At 69.8% G+C, this 25,083-nt stretch carries 25 protein-coding genes; 9 read left to right on the forward strand and 16 right to left on the reverse strand.

From position 1 onward, the window contains the following. Nucleotides 1–30 precede the first annotated feature (30 nt). Nucleotides 31–888 (forward strand): neutral zinc metallopeptidase, encoded by an 858-nt coding sequence (locus D7X99_RS23990; RefSeq protein WP_121779814.1) that lies wholly within the window; start codon nt 31–33, stop codon nt 886–888. 14 nt (nt 889–902) lie between these two features. On the opposite strand, the gene D7X99_RS23995 is transcribed toward D7X99_RS23990, so the two are convergent. Then, nucleotides 903–1,361 (reverse strand): hypothetical protein, encoded by a 459-nt coding sequence (locus D7X99_RS23995; RefSeq protein WP_121779815.1) that lies wholly within the window; start codon nt 1,359–1,361, stop codon nt 903–905. A 352-nt stretch (nt 1,362–1,713) separates the two neighbouring features. Here D7X99_RS23995 and D7X99_RS24000 point away from each other — a divergent pair, with 352 nt between their 5' ends. After that, on the forward strand, nt 1,714–3,258 hold the full coding sequence (locus D7X99_RS24000; protein ID WP_121779816.1) for a parallel beta-helix domain-containing protein: 1,545 nt from the start codon (nt 1,714–1,716) through the stop codon (nt 3,256–3,258). Nucleotides 3,259–3,297: 39 nt separating this feature from the next. Then, nucleotides 3,298–4,539 carry an SO2930 family diheme c-type cytochrome gene (locus tag D7X99_RS24005; RefSeq protein ID WP_233613678.1) on the forward strand — a complete coding sequence of 414 codons (1,242 nt, stop codon included), beginning with the start codon at nt 3,298–3,300 and terminating at the stop codon, nt 4,537–4,539. A 3-nt stretch (nt 4,540–4,542) separates the two neighbouring features. Here the strand turns inward: D7X99_RS24005 and D7X99_RS43860 are convergent, their stop codons facing one another. Next, nucleotides 4,543–4,788, reverse strand: a complete 246-nt coding sequence (locus D7X99_RS43860; protein ID WP_233613680.1) for a hypothetical protein — start codon at nt 4,786–4,788, stop codon at nt 4,543–4,545. 153 nt (nt 4,789–4,941) lie between these two features. Between D7X99_RS43860 and D7X99_RS24015 the strand changes: the two genes are divergently transcribed. Both D7X99_RS24015 and D7X99_RS24020 read left to right on the forward strand, forming a co-directional pair. Next, nucleotides 4,942–5,133 (forward strand): hypothetical protein, encoded by a 192-nt coding sequence (locus D7X99_RS24015; RefSeq protein ID WP_121779818.1) that lies wholly within the window; start codon nt 4,942–4,944, stop codon nt 5,131–5,133. 23 nt (nt 5,134–5,156) lie between these two features. Then, nucleotides 5,157–5,870, forward strand: a complete 714-nt coding sequence (locus D7X99_RS24020; protein WP_121758483.1) for a S8/S53 family peptidase — start codon at nt 5,157–5,159, stop codon at nt 5,868–5,870. An 18-nt stretch (nt 5,871–5,888) separates the two neighbouring features. Here D7X99_RS24020 and D7X99_RS24025 read toward each other — a convergent pair whose 3' ends face one another. After that, a complete protein-coding gene (locus D7X99_RS24025; protein ID WP_169848351.1) occupies nt 5,889–8,003 on the reverse strand; it encodes a catalase in 2,115 nt (704 codons plus the stop codon). A gap of 141 nt (nt 8,004–8,144) precedes the next feature. Beyond that, nucleotides 8,145–9,167, reverse strand: coding sequence for an NADP-dependent oxidoreductase (locus tag D7X99_RS24030; protein WP_121779819.1), 1,023 nt, complete (start codon nt 9,165–9,167; stop codon nt 8,145–8,147). A 197-nt stretch (nt 9,168–9,364) separates the two neighbouring features. On the opposite strand from D7X99_RS24030, the gene D7X99_RS24035 reads away from it, so the two are divergent. From D7X99_RS24035 to D7X99_RS24045, 3 genes are all read left to right on the forward strand, one after another. After that, nucleotides 9,365–9,925, forward strand: coding sequence for a Uma2 family endonuclease (locus tag D7X99_RS24035; protein ID WP_121779841.1), 561 nt, complete (start codon nt 9,365–9,367; stop codon nt 9,923–9,925). A gap of 114 nt (nt 9,926–10,039) precedes the next feature. Next, nucleotides 10,040–10,597, forward strand: a complete 558-nt coding sequence (locus D7X99_RS24040) for a Uma2 family endonuclease (protein WP_121779842.1) — start codon at nt 10,040–10,042, stop codon at nt 10,595–10,597. Nucleotides 10,598–10,669: 72 nt separating this feature from the next. Beyond that, complete coding sequence (locus tag D7X99_RS24045; protein ID WP_121779820.1) at nt 10,670–11,839, forward strand: metallophosphoesterase; 1,170 nt, start codon at nt 10,670–10,672, stop codon at nt 11,837–11,839. Here D7X99_RS24045 and D7X99_RS24050 read toward each other — a convergent pair. The 7 genes from D7X99_RS24050 to D7X99_RS24085 form a co-directional block, all read right to left on the reverse strand. Beyond that, complete coding sequence (locus D7X99_RS24050) at nt 11,817–12,935, reverse strand: alpha/beta fold hydrolase (RefSeq protein WP_233613682.1); 1,119 nt, start codon at nt 12,933–12,935, stop codon at nt 11,817–11,819. The two genes, D7X99_RS24045 and D7X99_RS24050, sit on opposite strands and share 23 nt — an antisense overlap. Nucleotides 12,936–13,048: 113 nt before the next feature. Continuing rightward, entirely contained in the window at nt 13,049–13,906 is an 858-nt protein-coding gene (locus D7X99_RS24060) for a hypothetical protein (protein WP_121779821.1), read from the reverse strand. A gap of 139 nt (nt 13,907–14,045) precedes the next feature. Continuing rightward, entirely contained in the window at nt 14,046–14,936 is an 891-nt protein-coding gene (locus tag D7X99_RS24065; RefSeq protein WP_121779822.1) for a hypothetical protein, read from the reverse strand. Next, nucleotides 14,933–15,205 (reverse strand): hypothetical protein, encoded by a 273-nt coding sequence (locus D7X99_RS24070; protein ID WP_233597397.1) that lies wholly within the window; start codon nt 15,203–15,205, stop codon nt 14,933–14,935. Before D7X99_RS24070 ends, D7X99_RS24065 begins: the two co-directional genes overlap by 4 nt. A 132-nt stretch (nt 15,206–15,337) precedes the next feature. Further along, the gene (gene yhbY / locus D7X99_RS24075; RefSeq protein WP_120580376.1) at nt 15,338–15,694 is read right to left on the reverse strand and encodes a ribosome assembly RNA-binding protein YhbY; all 357 of its coding nucleotides are present in this window, start codon (nt 15,692–15,694) and stop codon (nt 15,338–15,340) included. 30 nt (nt 15,695–15,724) lie between these two features. Next, the gene (locus D7X99_RS24080; RefSeq protein ID WP_121779823.1) at nt 15,725–18,337 is read right to left on the reverse strand and encodes a DnaJ domain-containing protein; all 2,613 of its coding nucleotides are present in this window, start codon (nt 18,335–18,337) and stop codon (nt 15,725–15,727) included. A gap of 106 nt (nt 18,338–18,443) precedes the next feature. Next, nucleotides 18,444–19,256 carry a hypothetical protein gene (locus tag D7X99_RS24085; protein ID WP_121779843.1) on the reverse strand — a complete coding sequence of 271 codons (813 nt, stop codon included), beginning with the start codon at nt 19,254–19,256 and terminating at the stop codon, nt 18,444–18,446. A 68-nt stretch (nt 19,257–19,324) separates the two neighbouring features. On the opposite strand from D7X99_RS24085, the gene D7X99_RS24090 reads away from it, so the two are divergent. Next, on the forward strand, nt 19,325–20,104 hold the full coding sequence (locus tag D7X99_RS24090; RefSeq protein WP_171805361.1) for a TSUP family transporter: 780 nt from the start codon (nt 19,325–19,327) through the stop codon (nt 20,102–20,104). Nucleotides 20,105–20,126: 22 nt separating this feature from the next. On the opposite strand, the gene D7X99_RS24095 is transcribed toward D7X99_RS24090, so the two are convergent. The 5 genes from D7X99_RS24095 to D7X99_RS24115 all read right to left on the reverse strand — a co-directional run bounded on the left by D7X99_RS24095 (nt 20,127) and on the right by D7X99_RS24115 (nt 25,063). Continuing rightward, nucleotides 20,127–20,648 (reverse strand): YfbM family protein, encoded by a 522-nt coding sequence (locus D7X99_RS24095; protein ID WP_120599640.1) that lies wholly within the window; start codon nt 20,646–20,648, stop codon nt 20,127–20,129. Nucleotides 20,649–20,655: 7 nt separating this feature from the next. Then, the gene (locus D7X99_RS24100; RefSeq protein WP_121779844.1) at nt 20,656–21,165 is read right to left on the reverse strand and encodes a biotin/lipoyl-containing protein; all 510 of its coding nucleotides are present in this window, start codon (nt 21,163–21,165) and stop codon (nt 20,656–20,658) included. A gap of 41 nt (nt 21,166–21,206) precedes the next feature. Next, nucleotides 21,207–22,724, reverse strand: a complete 1,518-nt coding sequence (locus D7X99_RS24105; protein WP_121779825.1) for an acetyl/propionyl/methylcrotonyl-CoA carboxylase subunit alpha — start codon at nt 22,722–22,724, stop codon at nt 21,207–21,209. 40 nt (nt 22,725–22,764) lie between these two features. Next, nucleotides 22,765–23,379 (reverse strand): hypothetical protein, encoded by a 615-nt coding sequence (locus tag D7X99_RS24110; protein WP_121779826.1) that lies wholly within the window; start codon nt 23,377–23,379, stop codon nt 22,765–22,767. A gap of 121 nt (nt 23,380–23,500) precedes the next feature. After that, complete coding sequence (locus D7X99_RS24115) at nt 23,501–25,063, reverse strand: acyl-CoA carboxylase subunit beta (RefSeq protein WP_121779827.1); 1,563 nt, start codon at nt 25,061–25,063, stop codon at nt 23,501–23,503. Nucleotides 25,064–25,083: the final 20 nt, after the last annotated feature.

Raw genomic sequence — 25,083 nt, forward strand, 5'->3', positions numbered from 1 at the left:
AAAGCGTCTTCACGCGACAGGGGGAGCAGGATGAGGTGGGAAGGCGGACGTCGCAGCTCGAACATCGAGGACCGGCGGGGCGGTGGATTTGGACGCCCGCTCGCGGTGGGCGGTGGCGCCGCGTCACTGGTGGTGGCCCTGCTGGTGATGCTGCTGGGCGGCGACCCGTCCGACGTTCAGATTGGCACTCGCACCTCCCCGTATTCGCAACCGGGCACGGGCGGCTCCGGGAACGTGGATCCGCGGCAGGAGGAGCTGAAGGACTTCGCCTCCGTCGTGCTCGCGGACACCGAGGACACCTGGCCCGGCCTGCTGGAGCCCCAGGGCGTGCGCTACGTGCAGCCGCGCCTGGTGCTCTTCTCGGACGCGGTGCAGTCCGCGTGCGGCATGCAGCAGAGCGCGGTGGGGCCCTTCTATTGTCCGGGCGACCAGAAGGTGTACCTGGACCTGAGCTTCTTCGACGAGCTGGAGAGCCGCTTCGGCGCGCCGGGTGACTTCGGCCGCGCGTACGTCATCGCGCACGAGGTGGGGCACCACGTGCAGAACCTGCTGGGCATCTCCCGCAAGGTGCAGTCCCTGCGCAACCGCACGAGCGAGGAGCAGGCCAACCAGCTCTCCGTGCTGACGGAGCTCCAGGCGGACTGCTTCGCCGGCATCTGGGCCCACCACGCGCAGAAGGAGCGGAACATCCTGGAGCGGGGTGACGTGGAGGAGGGCCTGGGCGCCGCCAGCGCCGTGGGCGACGACACCCTCCAGAAGCGCGCCCGGGGCTACGTCGTCCCCGAGTCCTTCACCCATGGCTCCGCCGCGCAGCGCATGACCTGGTTCAAGCGCGGCCTGGAGCAGGGGACGCTGGAGGCGTGCGACACCTTCAACGCCCGGCGATAGGTGGCGCGAAAGGCTCAGCGCGCCCGGGTGGCGCCCGTCCCAGGCATTGGCAGGCGCTGCTGCCGCGTGCCGATGAGCGGCTGCTGGAGCTGGTACGTCCCGTTGATCGGCTGCTGCAGCTGGTACGTCCCGTCGAGCGGTTGCTGGAGTTGATACGCGCCGATGAGCGGTTGCTGCAGTTGGTACGTGCCGACGAGCGGCTGCTGCAACTGGTACGAACCGGCGAGCGGTTGCTCCAGTTGATACGAACCGGCGAGCGGCTGCTGGAACCCGCTCTCCGCGGGCGGCTGATACCAGTAATTGTCCCAGAAGGTGCCGTCGCCGGAATCGCTTGTCAGTGATTGCCGGTCATCCGGGTTCTGCAAATCATTGCCGTCCGGGGCAGTCATCGCTTCGTCCTGCTGCGCCAGGGCGGTCACGGCCGGACCTGCCGCGAGCGCCACCACCAGGGTCACCAGGGGGCCAGTGCGCATGGGCGTCCTCGTTCTTTCCGTCGCGGGAGAGGGGAACCGCGCCGCGACCTCCTTCTCAAGATGACCGCGCGGGTCGGCTCCGGGGAGCGCGGCGCTCATGCCCACGGGCCTGACCGCGCGCCTGCCATGGGGCCGTGCGTCATTCGCATTCCGGACACATTGCGGACGATAGGCTTACCGCGTGCGCGTGCTTTTTTGAGCGTGACTGAAGGGGCGCCGCGTCAAAACACAAACGTGAAACTTGTGCTTGTCGCCAGTGTGTCTTTGCTCCGAGCATGCCGCCTTCCCGCTGCTTCGCGGGCCGCGGGCGCTTCCCCGTGGCCCATGCGGAGCGGCCTCGCGGAGGAACGACATGCCCCGTTTGCAGTGGACCCGCGCTACGCGCGCGACCGTTCTGGCCCTGGTGGGGGCCCTCTCGCTGACCGCCTGCTCGGATGACGACGACAACACGCCGGACTCGGGCGTGAAAGTGGACGCGGGTACGAAAACGGACGCGGGCACGAACACGGACGCCGGCAGCGACGCGGGCAGCGTGGACACGGGCATCCCCTGGGACGGCGGCAGCGCGGGGACCTTCTCCTGCGAGGGCAAGGCCCAGGCGACGCTGAACTTCGCGCCGGGTCAGGAGGAGGCGCTCCAGGACCAGGTGAACACGATGGCCGAGTGCACCACCATCCAACTGGCGGCGGGCACGTACACCTTCGACAACGCCATCACCATCCGCCAGAACGGCATCACGCTGGTGGGCGCGGGCAAGGGCACGAAGGGCGAGGGCACCGGCGGGGCGAGCAGCACGGTGCTGGTGTTCACCAACGCCGCGGCGAACTCCAACGGCCTGGACGTGGTGAGCAATCGCTTCACGGTGAGCGACCTGGCGGTGTGGAACGCGAAGAAGGACGCCATCCGCGTGGAGTCCTCCACCGACGTCGTCATGCGCCGCGTGCGCACGGAGTGGGCGGAGGCCGACAAGGAGAGCAACGGCAAGTACGGCCTGTACCCGGTGAAGTCCAAGTACGTCCTCATCGATGAATGCGAGGCTTACAACGCCGCGGACGCGGGCATCTACGTGGGCCAGACGGAGTACGCCGTCGTGCGCAACAGCGTGGCGAAGCAGAACGTGGCGGGCATTGAGATTGAAAACACGAAGTACGCCTACGTGCTGGGCAACACGGCCCAGGACAACACCACGGGCCTGGTGGTGTTCGACCTGCCGGGCAACCCCATCATGGGCACTGACATCCGGGTGAAGAACAACATCATCACCGGCAACAACCGGCACAACTTCGCGTCCGTCGCGGCCAGCAGCAGCACGGTGTCGCAGGTGCCGGCGGGCACGGGCACGTTCATGCTGGCGTCGCGCCGCGTGGAGCTGACGGGCAACACCTGGGGCAACAACAACACGGTGGACGTGGCGGTGCTGAGCGGCCTCACCATCGAGGACGACGTCGCGCTGTGGGCGGCGGGCGGCTTCAACTTCGCGAGCTCGGACGTCTACATCCACGGCAACACCTTCCAGGGTGGCAGCGGCGACAACGTGGACAACGGCAACCTGAGCCCGCAGCTGCGGCCCCTGGGCGCGGCCCTGGCGGCGCTCTACACCTACGGCGAGACGCAGGGCGCGAAGGGCGTGGAGCACCTGGTGTGGGACGGCGTGGACCCCTACGGCCATGCCCGCGCGGAGCTGAACCCCATCAACATCTGCTTCGCCGACAACACGCTGCCCACGGGCACCGTCAACGCCATCGCGGACCTGGACCTGGTGGCGGCGGGTGCGGCCGCGGCCACGGGCAACTTCGCGGGCGGGTGGGCCCTCACGCGGCACTACCCGGCCACGAAGGCGGAGTTCAACTGCTCGGGCTTCAGCCCCGCGCTGACGATTGGCGACTTCATCCAGTAACCGCGGTCAGGGAGCGTGACACCCATGTGGACGTCGTTCGTGAGCCCCCGTCTCTCCGTGGTGCTGCTGGCGTTGACGCTGGCGGCCTGCGGTTCCTCTGACCCGGAAGGCCCCGGGCCCACACCCGACTCGGGGACAACCGTGCCGGATGCCGGAACGGGGGACGCGGGGGTTCCCGACGCGGGTGAACCGGACGCGGGGACCGTGGACGCGGGGACGGATGCCGGAACGCTCGATGCGGGCAATCCGGACGCCGGTCCCGTGGACGCGGGGCCTCCGCTGGCCATCCCCAACACGCTGTCGGGCTTCGGGCTGTTCACCGGAAGCCCGGCGGACGGGGGACTCATCCCGGTGGAGGGCAACGTGCCCTACACCCTGTCCACGCCGCTGTTCTCCGACTATGCGGTCAAGTCACGCACCCTCTACATCCCCCCCGGCAAGACGGCGCACTACCAGCCGAAGGACGCGCTGGACCTGCCGGTGGGGACGCTCATCACGAAGACGTTCGCCTTCCCGGCGGACCTGCGGAAGCCGGACCAGGACGTGCGGGTCATCGAGACGCGCGTCCTGGTGCGCCAGCCCTCCGGCTGGGAGGCGTGGCCGTACGTCTGGAACGCGGAGCAGACGGAGGCCACGATGGTCCCCGGCGGTCGCCTGCGCGACGTGACGTTCATCGACCTGGAGGGGGAGACCCGGTCGTTCCGGTACTCGGTGCCACAGAAGAACCAGTGCCAGCAGTGCCACCACCTGGTGGATGAGAAGGGCGATCAGGTGATGCACCCCATTGGCGTGAAGGCGCGCTACCTGCACCGCACGAACACCTACGGCGGCGTGGAGCGCGACCAGCTGGAGTACCTGGCGTCGCTGGGCAAGCTGGACGGGCTGCCCGCCCAGGCGGAGCTGCCGAAGGCGCCGGACGCGTTCGACCCGCAGTCGGCGAACCTGGACACGCGGGCGCGCACGTACCTGGACATCAACTGCGCGCATTGCCACAACCCGAAGGGCACGGCGGGCATCACCAGCCAGCTGTTCCTCAACTTCGACAACACCAGCCTGTTCAGCCTGGGCGAGTGCAAGCGCCCGGGTTCCGCGGGAGCGGGCGTGGGCGGCGAGTTCGACATCGTCCCCGGCAACCACGCGGAGTCCATCCTCTGGTACCGGCTGCACACGGAGGAGTCCGGCAAGATGATGCCGCAGATTGGCCGCACGATTCACCACGCGGAGGGCGCGCAGCTCGTCGCGGATTGGATCGACTCGATGCCCGCGAAGACCTGCAAGTAGCGCTCAGGCGGCCGGTGACGGGGGCTCCTCCAGCCCCACGTTGCTGGACGCGCGGTTGTAGACGGCCAGGTCCAGGAGGCCCTCCTCGCGGGCCACCAGGATGGGCACCCGCATCTGATCGGTGACGTTGGTGAGGGTGCGCATCATGTGGAGCCACGTGCCGGCGCGGTCGCCCAGCGCCCACCCCGCGAGCGCGCCCAGCACGCGCTGCCAGAAGGGAATGCGGAACCAGCGGGCCCAGAGCTTCATCGCGAGACACCTCTCACACCGGTGGACCGGCAGACCCTGACCCCCTCGAGGGTCCGGCGCCGCGCTCCCCTGCGCGGGACGCCCCACATCATTGCGACCCGCTCCCCGGCCCCCTAGGCTCCTGCCCGCTTCTCCCCCCAAAGGAGTGTCGCCATGAAGTTCACGAGCAAGGACGTGTCGAAGCTGCTGGAGGAAGTCAGCGGGTCCGAGGACCTGATGGGCCACGCCTGCGCGACGTCGTACCTCAACGGCCAGAACTACACGTGGAATGGCACGCAGTGGGTGGGCACCTACTTCCCGCAGCTCAAGTACCCGGTGGGCGAGGACTCGAGCAGCTCCTGCTAGGCGTGTCGCAAGGCCCTGCCCCCATGAAGGTCGCCATCGTGGACAGTGGAGTGTCGGCAGGCTTCCTTCGCGGGGCGGGGCTGTCGCTCGCCGGGGCCGCGAGCTTCACGGTGGACCGTGAGGCGCGGCGCCTGGAGTCCCGTGTCCACTCGCGTGAGGAGCTGGCGGCCTGGCGTGGCGGCGACTCCGTGTTGGAGGACCTGGAGGACACGCACGGCCACGGTACCGCGGTGCTGAGCATCCTGATGGAGCAGGGCCGTCCCGGTGCCGACGTGGAGTGGTACGTCGCGCGCGTGCTGGATGGCCGGATGCGCGGCGATTCGCTGGGCCTGCTGGAAGCGCTGGAGTGGCTCACGCAGGACGTGCGGCCGGACCTCATCAACCTGAGCCTGGGCACCGTGGGCCGCGCCTTCGAGGCGCCCCTCACCGCGCTGCTGGACCGCGCGGTGGAGCAGGGCAGCGTGGTGCTCTGCGCCGCGGGCCCCGTGTCGGGTCTGCCGTCCGGGCTGCCGTCGGTGATGACGGTGGCGGACGCGGCCATGGCCCACGCGCTGAGGAAGGGGGACATCGTGGACCACGTCGAGGACGCGGCCACGGTGCGGCTGTACGCGGATGGCGCGTGGTGCGAGCGCCCCATCACGAGCAGCTACGCCTGTGCCCTCGCGGCGGCGCGGGTGCTGCGCGAGGGCTGTCCTCCCGGATGGCGGCGCGTCACCGCGTCACAGCGGACGCGGTGACCTTCGCCTCCGTGGACCTCAGGCCGGGACGCGGTCGTTGTCCTTGCGGTCCCAGTGACGGTGCTTCGCGAGCGCCTTCGCGAACGCGGTGGCCAGCGCCGCGCCGGCCCCGGCCTTGGAGCCCGCGACGACGCCGGGCGCGGCCGGGTCGATTTCACAGGCCTTGAGCAGCTCCTCCGCGTCCTTGGACGCGCCCACCGTCTTGCAGTGCAGGTAGGCCTCCTGCACGAAGTGGCGCGACTCGCCGTCCTTCTTCAGCGTGGCCACGCTCGCGGCGCCGCCGGGGATGAAGACGCCGTCGTACTCCACGGAGGCGGTGGTCATGGCGCTCTTGTCCACTGGCACCTCCTTGCCGTTGGAGGCCTTCACCGTGCCCAGGCGCCTGGCGATGACCTTCAGCTGCGCTCCCTGTGACTCCAGTTCCTTGCGCAGGGCCATCAGCTCGTCCGCGTCCACGCCGTCCGCGACGAGCACGCCAATCTTCCGCGTCTTGATGGACGGAGGCGTGGTCAGCTTCATGGCCTCCATGCTCAGGGCCTTGGACGCGGGAGGACCCTTGGGCGTGACGGGCGTGGCCTTGGGCGCGGGCAGGCCCAGCCCTTCCGCCACGGCCGACACCAGGAGGGCGTCGATCTTCGCGAAGTGCTCCAGCATGCGCTCCTGGATGGCCTTTGTCTCCACCTTGCCCAGTTCGAAGCGGCACGCGTCGATGAGGTGCTGCTGCTCCGGTTCGGACAGGCTGCGGAAGAAGAGGGCTGCCTGGCTGTAGTGGTCGTTGAAGGAGGCGGCGCGCTCGCGCACCTTCTTGCCGCTCACCTGCTCCGGGTGGTGCACGTAGCCACCCTGCTGCTGGCCCGCGAGGAACGGGCAGCCGCCGCCCAGCGAGTTGGGGAAGTAGTTGGCGCGGCCCATGTTGCTCGTGTGCCGGCCGAAGCCGTCCTGCTGGTTGTTGTGCACCGGCGCTACGGGGCGGTTGATGGGAATCTCCGCGAAGTTCGGTCCGCCCAGGCGCGTCAGCTGCGTGTCCAGGTACGAGAAGAGCCGCGCCTGCATCAGCGGATCATCCGTGAAGTCGATGCCCGGCACGATGTTGGCCACGCAGAAGGCGACCTGCTCCGTCTCCGCGAAGAAGTTCGTCGGATTGCGGTCGAGCGTGAGCTTGCCCACGGGCTGCACCGGCGCCACCTCCTCCGGGATGAGCTTCGTCGCGTCCAGCAGGTCCACGCCCATCGCCTGCGCGTCCTTCTCCTCCAGGATTTGAACGCCCAGCTCGTACTCGGGGAAGTCTCCCTGCTCGATGGCCTCGAAGAGGTCGCGGCGGTGGAAGTCCGGGTCCTTGCCGGCGAGCTTCTGCGCTTCATCCCAGACGAGCGAGTGCGTGCCCAGCAGCGGCTTCCAGTGGAACTTCACGAAGCGCGAGGTGTTCTTTTCGTCGACGAAGCGGAAGGTGTGGACGCCGAAGCCCTGCATCATCCGGAGGCTGCGCGGGATGGCGCGGTCGGACATGATCCACATGATCATGTGCATCGTCTCCGGGACGAGCGACACGAAGTCCCAGAAGGAGTCATGCGCGGTGGCCGCCTGGGGAATCTCGTGGTGGGGCTCCGGCTTGGCGGCGTGGATGATGTCCGGGAACTTGATGCCGTCCTGGATGAAGAAGACGGGGATGTTGTTGCCCACCAGGTCCCAGTTGCCCTCCTCCGTGTAGAACTTCACCGCGAAGCCGCGCACGTCGCGCGCGGTGTCCGCGGAGCCGCGCGAGCCCGCGACGGTGGAGAAGCGCACGAACACGGGCGTCTTCTTGGACGGGTCCTGGAGGAACTTCGCGCGGGTGTACTTCGCCTGGGATTCGTAGACCTGGAAGTAGCCGTGGGCGCCGGCGCCGCGCGCGTGGACGACGCGCTCGGGGATCCGCTCGTGGTCGAAGCGGGTCATCTTCTCGCGGAAGTGGAAGTCCTCCAGGAGCGTGGGGCCGCGAGCGCCAATCTTGAGCGAGTCGTCGGTGTGCTCGACGCGGATACCCTGGTCCGTGGTGAGGAAGTTGCCCGTGGGCTCCGAGCGGTCCCGCGCGAGCTGCTGGTCCTTGCTCTTCTCATCCACGCGCACCGCGTCCGGCTGTTTCTGTGAGGTCACCGCACTGCCTCCTGCGAAAGGGCGTGCAGGGTGCCGGACGCGGCGGAGGCCGCACGTCTTGTGTCCCGCGTCTGGGAGGTGCAGGACGCAAGACGGCGGCTGTGTCCGGTGGCGCTCGTTCGTGACGTTGGCCAGCGAGCGTCAGGCGTCCTTCGTCAGGCGCACCAGCATCTTGCCGGTGTTGTCGCCGCGCAGCAGGCCGATGAAGGCGTCGGGGGCCTTGTCCAGGCCATCCACGATGGTGGAGACGTCCTGGACCTTGCCCTCGCGCAGCCACTGGCCCACGTCACGCAGGAAGTCCGCCCGGCGGTCCGCGTGGTCCATGACGATGTAGCCCTGGAGGGTGAGGCGCTTGCCCACGGCGAGTCCCAGGTTGCGCGGACCGGGCGTGGGGGCGGTGGCGTTGTACACGGAGATGGCGCCGCACAGGACGATGCGGCCGTGGTTCTTCATCAGGCCGATGGCGGCCTCCAGGTGGTCGCCGCCCACGTTGTCGAAGTAGACGTCGATGCCGTCCGGGCAGGCCTTGGCCAGGGACTCGGCGATGGGCGCGGACTTGTAGTTGATGGCGGCGTCGAACTTCAGGTCGTCGCGGAGGTGCTTCACCTTCGCGTCCGAGCCGACGCTGCCCACCACTCGGCAGCCTTTGATGCGGGCAATCTGGCCCACGACGCCGCCCACGGCGCCCGCGGCGGCGGACACGAAGACGGTGTCGCCAGCCTTCGGCTTGCCGATGTCGAGCAGGCCCACGTACGCGGTCATGCCCGGCATGCCGAGCACTCCGAGGTACGCGGAGAGGGGGCCCACGGACGGGTCGGCCTTCTGGTAGTGCTTCGCGGGAGCGACGGCGTATTCGCGCCAGCCGCCGGTGCCGGCGACGACGAAGTCGCCTTCCTTGAAGTCAGGCGAGCGCGAGCGGATCACCTGGCCCACGCTGCCGCCGTCCATCACTTCGCCCAGCTTGAAGGGCGGGACGTAGGACTTCGCGTCGTTCATGCGGCCGCGCATGTACGGATCCACGGACATGAAGTGGTTGCGCACGAGGACCTGGCCCTCGGCGGGTTCCGGGACGGAGACCGTGGCGAACTCGAAGTTGTCCGGCGTGGGCTCACCGTGCGGGCGGGACTTCAGGCGGATTTCACGTCCCTGGAGCGGCGTGGCCATGAGGGGGCCTTTCGTGAAGATGGAAGGAAGCGCGGGCCTCTTAACCACCGCGTGGAGGCGCGGCAGGGAATTGGACGGGGAATCCGTGGAAGATGTGTAGGGTAGGGCGCCAGACGTGTGCCCTGTCATGTCGGACGGGCGTGCTACCTCTCCCCGTCATGGATAGAGTGATGGGCGGCGAGGAATGGGGAGACGTGATGGGAAAGAAGCCTGCGACCTATGCGGACCTGGAGGCGCTTCCCGACCACGTCGTGGGGGAGATCGTCGCGGGGGAGCTGTATGCAAGCCCACGGCCGACGATGCGGCATGGGACAGTTACCCACCGTTTGGGGGGCGAACTCCTGGGCCCTTTCGAGCGGGGGCGGAGTGGGCCCGGCGGGTGGTTCCTCATGGAGGAGCCAGAGCTGCATCTCGGAGGGGACGTCCTGGTTCCGGACGTCGCGGGCTGGAGGCAGGAACGGATGCCCGCTGTTCCCGAAACAGCAGCGACGTCTCTCGCGCCGGACTGGGTCTGCGAGGTGTTGTCGCCATCCACCCGGAAGCTGGACCGCGAGGCGAAGATGCCTGTGTACGCGCGCGAGGGCGTGCGGCACGTCTGGTTGATGGATCCGCGGACGCGCACGCTGGAGGTGTTCGTCCTGCGGGATGGACGGTACGTGGCGCTGCTCACGCATGTCGGGGATGAGCCCGTGCGGGCGGAGCCCTTCGGCGCCGTGGAACTGGACCTCGCATTCATCTGGGGCCGCACGATGAGCTGAAGGCGTGAGACCTCCAGGGTTCAGGAGTATCCACCCACCCTTGTACGTCAGACGGGCGTGCTACCTCCTCCCGTCATGGATAGAGTGATGGGCGGCGAGGACTGGAGGGAATCCATGGGAAAGAAACCCGCGACCTACGCGGACCTGGAGGCGCTCCCGGAAGGGGTCGTGGGGGAAATTGTCGCGGGGGAGTTGTATGCGAGCCCCCGTCCGGCATTTCCCCATCTCACGGCGGCTTCGTTCCTGATGGCGAAGCTGGGCAATCCCTTTATCTTTGGCCTGGGAGGCCCGGGAGGCTGGTACATCGTGCTCGAACCCGAGCTCAGTCTGGGAGAGGACGTCCTCATTCCGGACCTGGCGGGCTGGCGGCGCGAACGACTCCCTCATGCTCCGAAGGCCGTGGCCCTTGCCTTGGCTCCTGACTGGGTCTGTGAGGTGTTGTCTCCCTCGACGCGAAGCCTGGACCGCAAGGTGAAGCTTCCGGTGTACGCGCGCGAAGGTGTGCGGCATGTCTGGTTCATCGACCCGGTTCTTCGCACCCTGGAAGTGTTCCGATTGGAGTCGGGACAGTACGTGCAGCTGGCGACCCATTCTGGAACCGACTCCGTGTGCGCCGAACCCTTCGAGGCAGTGGCATTGAAGCTCGCCGTGCTCTGGGACGAACTGGACTGAACAAGACGGCGGGCGGCCGGCCGAGCACGGATTCAGGTGCGCTCGGGCACGAGGCGCGGGAGGCTTGGGCCCATGCCGCTGTCTGCGTTCTCGCTCCTCATCGCGCTGGGTGCCGTGCTCGGGCACCTGTATCTGTTCCGGCGGCTTGTGTGGAACCTCACGTCCCGCCGTGGGCCCCGGCTCGTTGCCGCGTTCGTGCTGGGCTTCATGACGCTCGTGCTGATTGCGCGGCGGTATCTGCAACGCACGCTTCCGGAGGCTCCTGGCGACGTCGTGGAGCTGGTGTCCTATTCGTGGATGGGCGTGGCGCTGTGCCTGGTGCTCGGGCTCGCGGGCGTCGACCTGGGACGCGCCGTGTTCGCTTTGGGACGCCGGCTTCGTCCTGCTCCCTCCGCGCCTTCCGTGGATGCTGAGCGGCGGCGCTTCCTGTCGCAGGCGACCGCGGGTGGGGCTCTTGCCTTGGGTGGAGGCCTGGCGGGGTATGGGAGCTGGCGCGCGTTCACTGCTCCGGAGGTCACGGAGGTGGTGGTTCGCATTCCGAAGCTGCCCCGCTCGCTGGACGGTTTCAGCATCGTGCAGCTCACCGACCTGCACGTGGGCCCCTTCATCCAGCGGCGCTTCATGGACGAGCTCGTGCGGCGGGCCAATGCGCTCAATCCGGACCTGGTCGCCATCACCGGTGACCTGGTGGATGGCACCGTGCCCCGGCTGGGCGGCTTCGTCGCGGCGCTCGGCAACCTCCATGCTCGCTATGGGAGCTTCTTCGTCACCGGCAACCATGACTATTCGTCCGGCGCGGAGGACTGGGTGGCCCATCTGGGCTCGATGGGCATTCCTTCGCTGCGCAACCGGCACGTGCGCATTGGCGACGCGGGCGGCACGTTCGACCTGGTCGGCGTCGATGACTGGCACGGCGGCCGGCGCCTGGGTCAGAAGGGCTATGACCTGGACCTGGCGCTCGCGGACCGCGACCCCGAGCGCGCCGCGGTGCTGCTCGCGCACCAGCCCGCCAACTTCAAGGTGGCCGCGGAGCGCGGCGTGGACCTTCAGATCTCCGGCCACACCCACGGCGGCCAGCTCTTCCCCATGACGGCGCTCATCGGGCTGAGCTGGGAGCACTCCGCCGGTCACTACCGGCACGGCGATTCACACATCTACGTCAGCCGGGGCTGCGGCTTCTGGGGGCCACCCATGCGGCTTGGCAGCCCCCCGGAGCTCGTCAAGCTGGTGCTGACTTCGTGAGGAACGCGTCCAGCGCGGCGTTCACCTCGTCCGGATGGTCCAGTTGGATCCAGTGGCCGGCGCCCTCCACCACCTGGTGCGCCACGCCTTCCCCCAGCCGGTGGAGGCTGTGCGGCGCGTCGTTGTCCGGCGCGACGAGCGAGAACTTCGGCCCCGGGTAGCGCGCGAGCGCCGCCGTCAGGTCGAAGCGCAGGCTGGAGCGCTGCACGGCCGTCACGGCGGACAACGGCGTCGCGTCCAGGTCCGCCAGCAGCCGCTCGCGCACGTCCGCGCGCGGCCCCGCCATCTGCGCCCAGTCCTGCCGCACCGCCTGCGCCACGTCCGGCGCATCCAGCGAGGCGATGTATGCGGCCACCTGCTCCTCGGGGTACTGGCGCGAGTCCGTCATCGGATCCACCAGGAACAGCCCCGCCACCTGCCGCGGGTTCTCCCCCGCGTACGCCAGCGTCACGCCCCCGCTGATGCTGTGTCCCACCAGCACGAAGCGGCGCAGCCCCAGCGCGCGCACGACGGCGGCGATGTCACCCGCGAGTGACTCCAGCGTGTAGTCCTCCGGCTCCGGCACGGTGGATCCTCCGTGGCCGCGCAGCTCCAGCGCGATGCCTCGGCGGCCCTGACGGGTCAGGTGCTCCAGCTGCGCCTGCCAGTGGGACGCGTTGCCCGCGAGCCCGTGCACGAAGACGACAGGCAATGCCTTGCCGCCGCCGCCGGTGTCCACCAGCCGCAGGTCGCCCGCGGGCCCCGCCACCCGGAAGTCGTCGAAGCGGATCCGCTGGGGCTCGAAGGCCTGGCCTTCCGCGAAGGGGACCTCGTAGTGGGTGACGTGCACGTCGCGGTCGATGAGGTAGCGGTCGTCCTCCGGGAAGAAGATGGCGCGCTCCGGCGAGTCCCCCGCGAAGCGCCTCACCGCGTCCATGGACTCCCACAACGTGACGAGGAGGAACTCCGCGCGCCCGTCCGCCACCTTGCGCAGGCAGTACGCCGCCAGGTTGCCCGGCGTGCGCCGGTAGTGCGTGAGGCCCGTCTGGTGGAGATAGGCGAGGTAGGCGTCGGCGTCCTCCGCCTTCGTCACCCCGCGCCAGGTGCGTGCGAGCATTCCAGGTTCCTCGTGCCCAAAAAGAATGGAGCCGCGCATGTAGCGCGCCCGGTGGGAGGTCGGCCACTCCTCGATGGCCCGGGCGTGGGCGGGACGACACCTGGTTCGGAGACTCAGCGAGGCTCGGGCGTCGCGGTGCTCGTGGCTCCGAACGCGGGCGGTGAGGCGTTCAGTGCTCCCACGGCGTAGGTGCCGTCGTAGCCGTCCGGGTCCTCCGCGTTCTTCTGGAGCGTGATGCCCGGGGCCTGCGCTTCGCCCCGGCTTCGCAGGGACTGCTGGCCACAGGTGTCCGCCGTCATGCCCCGGCAGATCCACGCGGAGCCCCCGGTGTTCGCCAGGTCGAGCGACACCAGCCCGGGCTCCGCTTCGAGCAACCGGTGCGTCATGAACTGGAGCTTCTCGTTCCAGGGCGCGCCCACGTCGCGACGCGCGTGCAGGTTGCCCACGAGCACGATGAAGATGTCTCCACGTGCTTCGCTCCGCGCCTGACGGAGCTGCGCCGCCATCGTGTCATCGCGGTCCTTGCCCCCCGCGTCGAACGCCACCACCCGCAGCGGCAGCCCCGCGTGCCTCAACTCCCTCGCGCGCTCCAACAGGCTCCGCATGGCTTCGCTGCTGCGGCCGTCCTGCACTTCACGGCGCCAGAAGGCACTGTCGGGGGGGCCTTCGGACTCGCCCGCGACGAACGCGTCCAGGCGCGCCTGCTCCTCCACCGGGAACTCCAACGCCAGCCGCACCGGCTGTCCCGCCGCCGCCGCGTGACATGCCAGCCGCGCCGCGAAGGCCGGAGCCTCCTGCGTGCCGTGAATCTCTCCCAACACGACGAAGGCCGCGGGCTTGAGCACCGCCTCCATGCCCGGAATCACCGGACCGCAGTCCGCCTTCGCCTGTGCCGCCGGTGCTTCTCTCGCCGTCCGGCACCCGGTCAGGAGGCAGGTGGCCAACAGCAGGGACGTCGGGAAAGAGCGCATGGGCGGGGAGCCTCCAGTGAGGAGAACGGGAAGTCCCAGTCTCCTCCAGCCCCGTGCCCATGGAAACACGACGGCCCGCCCCGGAAGACGGAGCGGGCCGGTGGTGGCCTCGTGCGTCAGCTCGACGCGATGGGGCCTGTCAGGCGGTGGGGACGACGACGCCCGGGCTCGACTGGCGCTGGGCCGCCATGAGCGCCGAGCGCTGCAACCACCCTGCGAGCCCCAGCATCGCGAGCCCCGAGGTGCGCAGCGTGCGCAACAGCTCCACCGCCTCCGCGGGATTGCCGGGCAACAGCGGCGCCAGCCACTCGCGCGCGTCGTAGAAGAGCCACACCGCGCCGGACACGCCCATGGCCCACCACACCCACGCGAGCCGCCCACCGCGCAGCATGTACGCGACGCGGAGGATGGGCGCGACGAGCAGGATGGTCGTCATGTCCGCCAGCGTGGACGCCAGCGCGATGACCGCCGTGCACGTGGCCGCGAAGCCCTGGCCCAGGTGGCCCACCGCCGCGACGAGCGCCGGCCCACCCACCGCCAGCGCCGCCACCGCCGCCACCGCCCACAGCAGCGACGCGCGGGAGCTGGGCGGAGGCTGCAGACCGGACTGCTTGTAGGTCCGAGACAGCAGCACCAGCGCGAACGTCGTGCACACGTTCGCCAGCACCACCACGCCCATGCGCACGGGCAGCAGCGGTGACTCCGTGAAGGGCACGTCCGGCACCGCGTGCATCCAGTAGCTGCGCAGGGCCGTGCTCACGAGCGACAGCACCGCGCCCGCCGTCAGCAGGCCCCACACGCGGCGCAGGTAGTCCCCCGCGCCGAACGACAGCGCCGCCGCCGCCGTGCCCGCCACCGCGAGCAGGCCCACCGTCCAGCCCGCCACGTCACCCACGAGCGCCAGCCGGGGCGCGTCCTGGAACGACGTGGCCACCGCGGCCAGGTGCACCAGCTGGAGCACCACGACGGCGCCCAGCCACGGCGCCATCCGCTTGAAGGCGCGACCCGAGGAGGACCGGGGGGCGTTCATCGCAGCTTCTCCATGGCCTTCGAAATCTCCGTGAGGGTGTTCGTCGTGCGCACCGCGCCGATGAAGACGTTGAGCATGGGCTTGAGGCCCTCCAGCACCTGCGGCACGTCCTGAACGCCCACCTGTTCCGGTGGACGCTTGAGGGCCCGCAACGCGGCGGTGTGGATGGCCATCTTCGCGGTGAAATCACCCAGGAGTGGCTCCAGGTGATGCATCAGCACGTCGTGCCAGCCGGGGGAGGCTGACGGGGAGGACGAGGAAGTCTGCACGTCACCTCCGCGGGGGGAAGACCCCCAGCGTAGGGACATTTCGAACCCGGTACGAGGGTTCGACTGCCCTCGAACCCGCAGAAAGTGCGGGGATGAGTCTGGATTCCCCGCGACCTCTGGAAAACGGTGCGACTAACGGCGGCGCGGCTTCTTCTCTTCGTCCGCCTTGGGGGCCGGACGGGGCTCATGCGGGCCCTTGAGGATGTCCTCGAAGTGGGACTTCTGCTTGCGGCGCTTGAAGAAGAGGGCGGTGCGGCCCAGGAGCTGCGCGAGCTCCGAGCCGGTGGCCTCGGCGATGCTGTCGGCGCCTTCGTGGCGGCCTTCCGGGCCTTCGTTGATCTTCACCTTGATGAGCTCGTGGTCGTTCAGCGCCTGCTCGATGGCGGCGATGACGCCCTCGGTGACGCCGGACGAGCCGACGATGACCACCGGCTCCAGGTGGTGGCCGAGGGCCCGCAGGTGGCGGCGTTCTTTCCCGGTGAGGGGCATGGGGGGTGTCTCCTTGAAAAGGCGCGCACCCTACTTCTTTTGCGACGCCATGCGGACCTCTCGCATCGCATCAATGTGGTCCGGTTGCAGCTCGACCGTCCGCTTGAAGTGCTTGAGGGCGCTGGCCGCGTCGCCGCACAGCTTGGCGATGACGCCCAGGAAGTAGTGGGCGGGGGCGCACCGCTCGTTGCGCTTGATGGCGGCCTGGATTTCGCGGAAGGCCTCCGGCTGGGCGGCCTTCTTGTCCGGGGCGACGAGGAAGCGCGCATAGCCCCGCCAGGCGAAGAACTCGGGCTCGTCGGCGTTGAGGGAGATGGCCTCGTTGAGCATCTTCACGGCTTCCGGGTACTTGCGCGCCTTCACCAGGATGCAGGCCTTCTGGAAGAGCTCTTCCGCCTGGAGGATGGCCTGGATGTCCACGCCGTCGCCGCCGCCGCTCTTGAGCTCCTCGATGTAGGCCGCGCGGCTCTTGTCGTCGGAGAGGGCGCGGTAGGCGTCCCCGATGTACGCGAACACCTCCGCCTTGAGCTTCTCCAGCTCCTGCGGGGCGCCCTGGGGCAGGGTGTCCGGGTGGTAGAGCTTGGCCAGGCGGAAGTAGGCGATCTTCACCGCGCTGCCTTCGGTCTGCTCGGTGAGGCCCAGCCGCTGGAAGTGGTTCTGGCCCTTCAGGGTCGCGGCGAGCTGGCGCAGCGCGGGCAGTTCGTCCGAACCGGCGGCGGGACCCGAAGCGGCCGGGGCCGCCGGAGCGGCGACGACGGGCGGAGCGGGCCGGGCGGCACCGGGACCCGCCATGGGAGCGGCTCCAGCAGGGGCACCCGGGGGACGAGCACCCGGGCCCGCGGCGGGAGCGGCTCCGGCTGGGGCACCCGGAGGAGGACGGGGCGCCGCACCAGGGCCCGCCGTGGGCGCGGCGGCCGGACGCGCGGCACCGGGACCCGCCACGGGGGCGGCACCAGCGGGGCGGGGCGCGGCACCTGGACCCGCCACGGGCGCACCTGGGCCCGCGACTGGCGTGGCACCCGGACCGGCGACGGGCGCACCGGGTCTGGCTCCGGTGTTCGCGGCGGCAGGTGCTCCGGGCGCGGCACCCGGGCTCGCGACGGGCGGACCGGCTCCGGCGACTCCAGGGCCCGCGACGGGCGCACCGGGTCTGGCTCCGGCGTTCGCGGCGGCAGGCGCACCGGGCACGGCACCCGGGCCGGGGGCACCGGGCCCTACGGTGGGCACGGTGCCGGACGGACGGGTCGGATTCCCCGCACCCACGGTGGGCACGGTGCCGGATGGACGGGTCGGATTCCCCGCACCCACGGTGGGCACGGTGCCGGACGGACGGGTCGGGTTGCCCGGGCCCGCCGTGGGGCCGGAGGCCGCCGTCTGCGCGCGCGAGGCCGCCGCGAAGGAGACGCCGTTCAGCTCCTTCAGCAGGAACGCCACGCGCAGCAGGTGATCCGTGTCCTGCGGCACGTCCTGGAGCAACTGCCCCAGCGAGCGCACCCCGTCGATGAAGGAGAGCGCGCGGACCTCGTGCGGCGTCAGGCGCAGCTCGCTGGAGGCCACCCGGCCCCCGGACTTCATGATGGGCATGGGCAGCACGAAGGCCAGCCGCCGCTTGAGGTCCGCAGTCGGCATGCGCCGCACCTGGTCGCTGATCAGCGCCCAGCGGTTGCCCAGCGGCATCGCCTTCTGCGCGGGCAGGTCCCGCGCCTCGAAGGTGAACGTGCCGGACTCCGCACGCAGCGCCTTGCCCAGGATGCCCAGCGCCCGCTGCGACAGCTGCGTGAACGCCGTCGCCGGCTGGAGCAGCCCCAACCCGAACAGCGCCGCGAGCAGGTCGCCTCCGAAGCGCTCCTTGGAACCCTCCGCCTGCTGGAGCTGCTCCGCCGTCAGGAGCCTCGCGCCCATCAGCGACACGCCCAGCGCGTCCTCCGCGTGCGACGAGTCCACGTACTCCGGGCTGCCCTTGCGGAAGTGGACCGACAGCGTGCGGTCCGAAAGCCCCAGCGTCAGCAGGCCCGTCTGCTCGCCCGCGGCGATGCGCCCATACAGCTGCAGGGGCGAGCACTGCTGGAGCTGCCCCTGCGGCGGCACCGTGTTGGTCCCGTCATCCGCCGGAGACTGCGGCGGCTGCGGAGCCGCCGCCGGAGCCGCTCCCGCGCCAGGTGCTCCCGCCGGACGGGCCGCCGCGACCGGAGGACCCGGAGGCCGCGCGGCCGCGACAGGACGTCCCGCCGCGTCGACGGGCGGACGCACGGCTCCAGGCCCGGGCCGCATCGCGCCAGGGCCCGCCATGGGCGGCCGGGTGCCAGGACCCGCGACGGGGGCGATTCCAGGGCCCGCCATGGGCACGGTGGCCGGACCCGCGACGGGCGCGGCAGGGCCGGGTGGGGGCGGAGCGATGGCCGCGGGCGTGGATTGCAGCAGCGACGCGGGCGCGCCGTCGCCCCACAGCTCCCGGGGGAACGCGTCCCGCACCTCCGGGAAGCGCCACGGGAAGGCGAACTGCAGGCCATCGCTGGAGACCTGGATCTTGCCCTGGATGGAGCCGCTGTCGATGAGCAGCTCGATGGTCGCGCCCGTCAGGGGCCCCCAGGTGGTGCCCCGATCGTTCCGCACCCAGTACTGCCGGACCTCGCCCTCCGCCATGTGCCGTCCTGCTCCCGCTCCCTGGACCGCCGGGAAGATGGAATTTTATCGCCGCCCGTGCCCGCGTCCAAGCAGACGACGTTACACGAGCGGCCGGGCGGGCGTTTCAGGGCGTGGCGCCCTCCATCGCCGCCAGCCCCACGCTGGCCAGACACGCCGCGTCCGCCTGCTGCTCGGCGGGCGGGTCGAAGCAGTACACCTCGCTGTCGAAGACCTTGCAGATGCCCGCCGGGGTCCCCGCGCAGGCCACCTTGCCGTACGCCGTGGTGCAGTTGAAGCCGCACACCGGGCCCACCTCGCTCAGCTTGCACTGGGGCGCCGGCAGGCCCTTGCCCCACGCGCAGAGCGCCGCGGGCGACGGGTCGAAGCAGGTGAGGTGGCCGTTCTGCGCCTTGCACACGCCCAGGGGCGTCTTCGCGCAGCGCACCCCTTCGGAGGCGTTCACGCAGTTGTAGCCGCACGCCATCGTCACACCGTTGCTGACGCACTGCGCGCGCGGCACCTGCCGGCCGAACACCGCGAACACCGCGGCGGGCGGGTCGAAGCACATCACGTTGCCACCCTGGCTGCGGCACGCGCCCGCGGGCGTCTTCGCGCACTGCACCTTGCCGAAGTCCGTGGCGCACCCGTACCCGCAGCCCACCACCCCGTCGATGGTCTTGCACTCCGAGTCCGGCAGCGCGGCGCCGTACGCCTTCACCACGTACGCCGGCGGGTCGAAGCAGGTGGCCTGTCCGTCGATGACGGTACAGCGGCCCTGGAGCGTCTGGGCGCACCGCACGCGCTGTCCATCCGACTTGCACGCATAGCCACAGGACACGTGCCCGTCGATGGAGCGGCACGTGGCGGTGGTCGCGTCAGGCGTCGAGGGCGGCGCGGCGAGCGTCAGCGCCAGCACGGTCATCAGGGTCGCGAGCATGGACCCCATTGACCCCCAAGCTTCGACCCCGCGCAAGTAAGGGTGATAAGCGGGGCGCCATCGTGGACATGGACGTCAGCGCAGTGCAGCTGGTGCTGTTGTGTGTCGCCGCGCTGAGCGCGGGCTTCGTGGACGCCATCGCGGGGGGCGGCGGGCTCATCAGCCTGCCCGCGCTCCTGGCGGCGGGCCTGCCCGCGCACGTGGCGCTGGGCACCAACAAGGGGCAGTCCGTGTTCGGCTCGGGCGCGGCGATGGTGCGCTTCGCGCGTGCGGGGCTGGTGGATTGGAAGCTGGCCCGAGCGACGTTCCCCTTCGGCCTGATGGGCGCGTTCGGCGGCGCGGCGCTGGTGCTGCTGCTCAAGCCGGAGGTGCTCAAGCCGCTGGTGCTGGTGCTGCTCATCGCGGTGGCGGTGTTCCTCGCCTTCCGCCGTACGCCGCCGAAGCGTGACGGCGTGGAGCCCTCGCCCCCGCCGCGCGCGCAGGCCATCGGCGCGCTCATCGCGCTCTGCCTGGGCACCTATGACGGCTTCTTCGGTCCGGGCACGGGCACCTTCCTCATCGTGGCGTTCTCGTCACTGCTGGGCCACGGCCTGGCGCGCGCGTCCGCGGACGCGAAGGTGGTGAACTTCGCCTCCAACCTGGCGTCGGTGGCGCTCTTCACGCTCCGGGGCGTGGTGCTGTGGAAGGTGGCGCTGCCCATGGCCGCCGCGCAGTTCACCGGCGCGTGGCTGGGCGCGCACGTGGCGGTGAAGGGCGGCGACCGGGTGGTGCGCGTCGTGGTGCTCGGCGTGGTGGCCGCGCTGGTGCTGAAGCTGGGGTACGACGTGTGGCAGGGCTGGGCGGCCTGAGAGGCGCGCTCAGGCCCGGCTTTCAGCCGATGTGCACGAGCAGGCACAGGCCGCGCTTCGCCACGGCGGCGGTGAACTTCTGGAGCTCCACGAAGTAGGAGAGCAGCTCCTCCAGCGGATCCACGTCCTCCGCCGGCTCCTCCTCGTCCCAGGTGCCGGGGTAGATGTCCTCCGCCTGGAGCGTCGCGGGGTCGAAGCGCTTGCGCAGGTCCTCCACGGAGGCCTTCTTCAGCGCCTCCGCCAGCGCCTTCACGGCGGCCACGTCGAACACGCGCGCGGTGCCTTCATCCGACGGGATGTCGCCCACGTCCTCGCCGCCGCGGACCAGGAAGTCCAGGGGCGGCGTGCCCTCCCAGGCCGTGCCGGTGAGCAGGTACTGGAGGCCGTGCCACGCCTCGCCGATGTCCAGCTCCAGGAACGCCACGCCCTTCGCGTCGCCGAAGTCCTCCTCGTCCTCCAGGAAGGGCTCCAGCGCTTCGGGCGCCTGGTGCAGGGACTGGCGCTGCGACTCGGTGGTGCTGCGCAGCGTGCAGAGCATCTCCATGGGGCGGCTACTCCACGACGACGAGCTTGGCGTTGTTCTCCACGGCGGTGCCTTCCTTGGCGAACACCTCCGTGACCTTGCCGGCCTTCGGGCTCTTGAGCTCGTTCTCCATCTTCATGGCCTCCACGACCACGAGCCCCTGGCCCTCCTTCACTTCCTCCCCGACCGCGACCAGCACCTTCACCACCTTGCCGGGCATGGGCGCGAGGATGACCTGACGGCCCTCCACGGAGAAGCTGCCCGCGGCCGCGCGCATGCGCAGCTTGCGCTCATCCGCGACGTCGGTGCGGTTCACCTGTCCGCGCACCAACGTTCCAATCTCGTCGCCGTTCTCCTCGAACTCGACGTTGTACGACTGGCCGTCCACCAGGAGCGACAGCGTGCCCTGGTCCACGGACAGCGCGTCCACCTGGAACGTCTTGCCGTTCACCGTGAGCCGGTAGCGGTCCTGGCCCAGTGACTCCAGGTCCACCGGCACCGCTTCCTTCTGGCCCTGCTGCTTCGTGAAGTAACGCATGAGGAAAGGTCCCTTCCGAAAGGCTTGCGGGAGGAAGAAGGTCAGCGGCGGCGGCTCTTCAGCGCCAGACGCCACGGGCTGATGCGGCCAGGGGCGTCACCGCCACCGGCGCGCGACGGCAGCGTCTTCGCGCGCTTCTGGTCGCGCTGGAACGCGTGCAGCGTGCTCGCGAGCAGCGCCACCTCGCTGAGCTTGGTGTCCTCCTCGCCCAGCAGCGCCGTGTGATGGCGGGTGAGGAAGCTGGTGTCGTAGTCGCCGCCCACGAACTCCGGGTGGGACAGGATGCCGTGCAGGTAGCGGATGTTGGTGGTGATGCCCTTCACCACGTACTCGGACAGCGCACGCTTCGCCCGCGCGATGGCCTCCTCGCGCGTGGCGCCCCACACGGACAGCTTGGAGATCATGGGGTCGTAGTAGTTGGGCACCGTGAAGCCCGCGAACACGCCCGAGTCGTCGCGCACGTTCGGGCCGCTCGGCACGCGCAGCGCGTGGATCTTGCCGGGGCTGGGCATGAAGTTGCGCGCTGGGTCTTCCGCGTACACGCGCACTTCAATCGCGTGACCGCGCGGCGTGGGGGCCTCGAAGAGGGGGAGCTTCTCACCCTCGGCGGCCTTGATCTGCATGGCCACCAGGTCCAGGCCGGTGACCCACTCCGTGACCGGGTGCTCCACCTGGAGGCGGGTGTTCATCTCCAGGAAGTAGAAGTTGCGGTGCACGTCCACCAGGAACTCCACCGTCCCTGCGCCCACGTAGTTGACGGCCTTGGCCGCCTTCACCGCGACCTCGCCCATCTTCGCGCGCATCTCCGGCGTGAGGATGGGGCTGGGCGTCTCCTCCACCACCTTCTGGTGACGGCGCTGCGCGGAGCACTCGCGCTCGTTCAGGTGGATGGTGTTGCCGTACTGGTCGGCGAAGACCTGGATCTCCACGTGGTGAGGCTTCTCCAGGTACTTCTCGATGTAGACCGCGTCGTTGCCGAAGGCGTTGAGCGCCTCGCTCTTGGCGGAGCGCCACGCGGAGTCGAAGTCGGCCATGCCCTCCACGCGGCGCATGCCCTTGCCACCGCCGCCGCCGGCGGCCTTGAGCATGATGGGGAAGCCAATCCGCTGCGCGTACTCGCGCGCTTCCTCGATGGTGGCGATGGGCTCGGTGGTGCCGGGGACGACGGGCACGCCCGCCTTGATCATGTTGGCGCGGGCGCGGGTCTTCTCGCCCATGGCGTCCATGGCGGCGGCCGGCGGGCCGATGAAGATGATGCCGGCCTTCTCGCAGGCGCGCACGAAGGACGCGTTCTCGGAGAGGAAGCCGTAGCCGGGGTGGATGGCGTCCGCGCCGGACTCCTTCGCGACCTCCAGGATGCGCTCCTGCACGAGGTAGCTCTCGCGCGAGGGCGGGGGCCCGACGAAGTATGCCTGGTCCGCGGTGCGCACATGCAGCGCGGAGCGGTCTGCTTCGGAGTACACCGCCACCGTGGCGATGCCGAGGTCCTTGCAGGTGCGCATCACCCGGATGGCGATCTCGCCGCAGTTGGCGACGAGCACTTTGCGGATCTTGGGCATGGGCGCCCGTCTAGCATGGGGCGCCCGGGATTGCCCGTTCCTACTTGCGCAGGTTCAGGTACTCATCCATCAGCTGCTTCGCCTGGGCGAGCTTCGCCTCCACGTAGCGGTCGTCCTCGTCCGGCTCCGAGGGCGGAGCGGGGTGCGCGGGGGCCTCCACGGCCTTGCCATCCGGCCCGAAGTCCACCGCCGCCGCCAGCAGGTTGCGCGCGGCATTCCCGCTGAAGAGGCGCGCCAGCGCCGTCGTCTCCACGTCCAGCCAGCGCGCGGCCTGGCGCAGGACGTCCAGATACTCACCCTCCATGGCGCGGGGCGGGCGGCTGGGGGCGGCCATGCAGACGCGTGCGTAGCTGTGCTCCCGGTCCACGTACATGCCCATGGAGCGGTCGCGGAAGTCCTTGGAGAGCGCCTGCGTCATCGCGTCCAGGTGCTCCTCGGGGGAGGACACCTTGCCGGACATCTTGCCGGAGACGAGGGGGATCTCCGCCACGTGCCAGCCGGTGTCGGCCATCGGCTCCGGACGGGGCTCCACCCACTTCACTTCGGGACAGGGGAGGTCCAGCCCCTCGCACACGCCCTTGAGCGTCTGACGCAGAGCGGTGAGGTTTCCTTCGACGTCGGAGAGGAAGAGAACGAGTCGGCGCTGCTGGGACACGTGGGGGGCTCCTTGAGTGGCCCCGTGAAAGCCCCGGCGTTAGCTGAGAATTTCCGGAAGTGACGACGCCCGCCTGCCCCCCAGGCGACGGGAGGCCTGCGGGCGGGCTCCGGGACTACTGCTACAGCGGGATGTTGCCGTGCTTGCGCGGCGGGTTCTCCTGCCGCTTGTCCTTGAGCATCTCCAGCGCGCGGATGACCTTGGCGCGGGTCTCCTCCGGACGGATGACCTCGTCGATGTAGCCCAGCTCCGCCGCCTTGAACGGATTGGCGAACTTCTCGCGGTAGTCGTCCGTGAGCTTCTTGCGCTCGGCGTTGGCGTCCTGGGCCTTGATCAGCTCGTTGCGGAAGATGATGTTCACCGCGCCTTCGGGGCCCATCACGGCGATCTCGGCGGTGGGGTAGGCGTAGTTGATGTCCGCGCGGATGTGCTTGGACGCCATGACGTCGTACGCGCCGCCATAGGCCTTGCGGGTGATGAGCGTGATTTTGGGGACGGTGGCTTCCGCGTACGCGTAGAGCAGCTTGGCGCCGTGGGTGATGATGCCGCCCCACTCCTGGTCGGTGCCGGGGAGGAAGCCGGGCACGTCCACCAGGGTGAGCAGGGGGATGTTGAAGCAGTCGCAGAAGCGCACGAAGCGCGCGGCCTTCACGCTGGCGTCGATGTCCAGGCAGCCGGCGAGCACCGCGGGCTGGTTGGCGACGATGCCCACGCTCTTGCCGTTCATGCGCGCGAAGCCGACGACGATGTTCTTCGCGAAGTGCTCCTGCACCTCGAAGAAGTGCTTCGAGTCGACGATGGCGCGGATGATCTCCTTGATGTCGTAGGGCTTGTTCGGGTTCGCCGGGACAATGGCCTTGAGCGACTCCTCGGCGCGGAACGGATCGTCCTCACACGGCTGCGAGGGCGGGTCCTCCTGGTTGTTGGAGGGCAGGAACGAGAGCAGCTCGCGCGTCATGGCGATGGCGGCCTGCTCGTTCTCCGCGGCGAAGTGGGCCACGCCGGACTTCTGGTTGTGCGTGAGCGCGCCGCCCAGGGACTCCTTGGAGACCTCTTCGTGCGTCACCGTCTTGATGACGTCCGGGCCGGTGATGAACATGTACGACGTGTCCTTCACCATCATGATGAAGTCCGTGATGGCGGGCGAGTACACCGCGCCGCCCGCGCACGGCCCCAGGATGAGCGAAATCTGGGGGACGACGCCGGACGCCAGCGTGTTGCGCAGGAAGATGTCCGCGTAGCCGGCCAGGCTCTCCACGCCTTCCTGGATGCGCGCGCCGCCGGAGTCGTTGAGGCCGATGACGGGCGCGCCCACGCGGGTGGCCAGGTCCATGATCTTGCAGATCTTCTGGGCGTAGGCGCCGGACAGCGAGCCGCCGAAGACGGTGAAGTCCTGGGCGAAGACGAACACCTGGCGGCCTTCCACGGTGCCGTAGCCGGTGACGACGCCGTCGCCGAGGATCTTCTTGTCGCCCATGCCGAAGTCGTTGCTGCGGTGGGTGACGAACTTGTCCAGCTCGCTGAAGGAGCCGGGGTCGAGCAGCAGGTCGATGCGCTCGCGGGCCGTGAGCTTGCCGGCCTCGTGCTGCTTGGCGATGCGGTCGGCGCCGCCGCCCTGCTCGGCCTGCTGCTCCATCTGCTGGAGCCGTGCGCGCAAGGGATCGTTCTCGGGGGTCGTGGCCATGGGAGGCCGCTCTAACACGA

Origin of the sequence: Corallococcus sp. AB032C (assembly GCF_003668935.1) — a bacterium.
GTDB lineage: Bacteria > Myxococcota > Myxococcia > Myxococcales > Myxococcaceae > Corallococcus > Corallococcus exiguus.

Bases quoted from the DNA above. Each gene is read 5' to 3' on its own strand.
- D7X99_RS24040 (WP_121779842.1), top strand. From the start codon at position 10,040: ATGGGAAAGAAACCCGCGACCTACGCGGACCTGGAGGCGCTCCCGGAA.
- D7X99_RS24030 (WP_121779819.1), bottom strand. From the start codon at position 9,167: ATGGCCACGCCGCTCCAGGGACGTGAAATCCGCCTGAAGTCCCGCCCG.
- D7X99_RS24085 (WP_121779843.1), bottom strand. From the start codon at position 19,256: ATGCTCGCGACCCTGATGACCGTGCTGGCGCTGACGCTCGCCGCGCCG.
- D7X99_RS24065 (WP_121779822.1), bottom strand. From the start codon at position 14,936: ATGAACGCCCCCCGGTCCTCCTCGGGTCGCGCCTTCAAGCGGATGGCG.
- D7X99_RS24090 (WP_171805361.1), top strand. From the start codon at position 19,325: ATGGACGTCAGCGCAGTGCAGCTGGTGCTGTTGTGTGTCGCCGCGCTG.
- D7X99_RS24100 (WP_121779844.1), bottom strand. From the start codon at position 21,165: ATGCGTTACTTCACGAAGCAGCAGGGCCAGAAGGAAGCGGTGCCGGTG.
- D7X99_RS23990 (WP_121779814.1), top strand. From the start codon at position 31: ATGAGGTGGGAAGGCGGACGTCGCAGCTCGAACATCGAGGACCGGCGG.
- D7X99_RS24050 (WP_233613682.1), bottom strand. From the start codon at position 12,935: ATGCTCGCACGCACCTGGCGCGGGGTGACGAAGGCGGAGGACGCCGAC.
- D7X99_RS24115 (WP_121779827.1), bottom strand. From the start codon at position 25,063: ATGGCCACGACCCCCGAGAACGATCCCTTGCGCGCACGGCTCCAGCAG.
- yhbY (WP_120580376.1), bottom strand. From the start codon at position 15,694: ATGCCCCTCACCGGGAAAGAACGCCGCCACCTGCGGGCCCTCGGCCAC.
- D7X99_RS24015 (WP_121779818.1), top strand. From the start codon at position 4,942: ATGAAGTTCACGAGCAAGGACGTGTCGAAGCTGCTGGAGGAAGTCAGC.
- D7X99_RS24080 (WP_121779823.1), bottom strand. From the start codon at position 18,337: ATGGCGGAGGGCGAGGTCCGGCAGTACTGGGTGCGGAACGATCGGGGC.
- D7X99_RS43860 (WP_233613680.1), bottom strand. From the start codon at position 4,788: ATGAAGCTCTGGGCCCGCTGGTTCCGCATTCCCTTCTGGCAGCGCGTG.
- D7X99_RS24035 (WP_121779841.1), top strand. From the start codon at position 9,365: ATGGGAAAGAAGCCTGCGACCTATGCGGACCTGGAGGCGCTTCCCGAC.
- D7X99_RS24020 (WP_121758483.1), top strand. From the start codon at position 5,157: ATGAAGGTCGCCATCGTGGACAGTGGAGTGTCGGCAGGCTTCCTTCGC.
- D7X99_RS24045 (WP_121779820.1), top strand. From the start codon at position 10,670: ATGCCGCTGTCTGCGTTCTCGCTCCTCATCGCGCTGGGTGCCGTGCTC.
- D7X99_RS24060 (WP_121779821.1), bottom strand. From the start codon at position 13,906: ATGCGCTCTTTCCCGACGTCCCTGCTGTTGGCCACCTGCCTCCTGACC.
- D7X99_RS24000 (WP_121779816.1), top strand. From the start codon at position 1,714: ATGCCCCGTTTGCAGTGGACCCGCGCTACGCGCGCGACCGTTCTGGCC.
- D7X99_RS23995 (WP_121779815.1), bottom strand. From the start codon at position 1,361: ATGCGCACTGGCCCCCTGGTGACCCTGGTGGTGGCGCTCGCGGCAGGT.
- D7X99_RS24105 (WP_121779825.1), bottom strand. From the start codon at position 22,724: ATGCCCAAGATCCGCAAAGTGCTCGTCGCCAACTGCGGCGAGATCGCC.
- D7X99_RS24095 (WP_120599640.1), bottom strand. From the start codon at position 20,648: ATGGAGATGCTCTGCACGCTGCGCAGCACCACCGAGTCGCAGCGCCAG.